Below are 1,331 nucleotides of genomic sequence, written 5' to 3' on the forward strand. Positions count from 1 at the left end.
ATAATATATTACACGCACAAGGTTAAAATATAATTAAAAAAGAATTATATTTCAAATAAAATTTTTTAATGCCGCTTACATATTTATTTTGGAGATTAAAAAGTCTGCATCTTTTTCTGTGACTTCATCAAAATTACTTTTTATACTTAAAATAAAATTTACAATGTCCTCTGCCGCATCTGGGTTAGTATAAATTCTCTGGAATCTTTTGATTTTAATTAGCTCTTGCGAATTATTTGCAATTAAATCAGTTACAGCATCTTTTATTTTATCTGTATCCGCACACACTATTCCAAGATTATGTTTTTCAACAAATCTGGGATTGCCCTCTTCCTGTCCCGGCAGAGCACCTGTTATTATTAAAGGCACATTGCAGGCTACCGCTTCCATGATTACATTAGGACTTCCCCTCATAAACGCGATATCAGAACTCTGCATTAAATCCTGTATATTTTCCGTAAATCCATATATCTCAACTCTATCACCATATTTATGGGCAAGTGCTTTTTCAAGTTTGTTCTCAAGAGCCTTATTCCTGCCTGCTACAATTTTTACTGTACAATTAAAATTTTCCAACAGAATTTCAGCTATTTTTTTCATATTGCCAACACCCTCGCCGCCGCTCATTATAATACATCTAAATGGTTCCTTGCCATTATAATTGATATCTTTTTTAAAATTATAAGTATGATTGCAAAACCTCGAGCGCACTGGGAAACCCAAAACTTTTATTTTCTCTTCAGGAACACCAAATTTCATGCATTTATATTTTGCCTCCCGTGTAGGGCTTATTATGTAATCTGCCCTTGGATCTGCCCATAGAGGGGTTATACTTACTAAATCTGCAATAAGCGTAACAAAAGGTATTGTAACATGATATTTTCTAAGTATATTTAAGATAGAACCATTAAAATTCGGATGTATAGTTAAAATCAAATCCGGTCTTGTCTCTTTTAACAAATCCAAAAACCTATCTTTTATCTTTAGCTCAATAATCTCATTGATGAGATACGGTTTGACAGATGATATATCCCATATAAGTTCCCACAAATTTTCTGATTTTCTAGTTATAGGGCCATATGCTTTGGCCACATTTAATAACGTGGTCCCGCCAAGGGAAAATCCATCTACAATATGAATTTTGACATTTTTGTTGTATGAAAATTTTTCGCATAAAGATTCCGCTATGCTTTTATGCCCATGTCCTGTAAAATCAGATGAAATAACAAGTATACTATTAATCATAATCAGTCCCTCTTATCAGTTAATTTATTATAATATAAATACAATTACTACTCTATTTTAATATATTACACAATTAAATCTAAAAC

At 31.8% G+C, this 1,331-nt stretch carries 1 protein-coding gene; it reads right to left on the reverse strand.

The window, feature by feature from the left end; translation table 11 throughout:
* Window positions 1-75: 75 nt before the first annotated feature.
* Window positions 76-1,245 carry an MGDG synthase family glycosyltransferase gene (locus tag J5G60_RS18360; RefSeq protein ID WP_150356666.1) on the reverse strand — a complete coding sequence of 390 codons (1,170 nt, stop codon included), beginning with the start codon at window positions 1,243-1,245 and terminating at the stop codon, window positions 76-78.
* Window positions 1,246-1,331: the final 86 nt, after the last annotated feature.

This window comes from Clostridium sp. HV4-5-A1G (assembly GCF_900184915.1).
Taxonomy (GTDB): Bacteria; Bacillota; Clostridia; order Clostridiales; family Clostridiaceae; genus Clostridium_B; species Clostridium_B aromativorans.

Coding starts and splice junctions, on each gene's coding strand:
- J5G60_RS18360 (WP_150356666.1), bottom strand. CDS start 1,245: ATGATTAATAGTATACTTGTTATTTCATCTGATTTTACAGGACATGGG.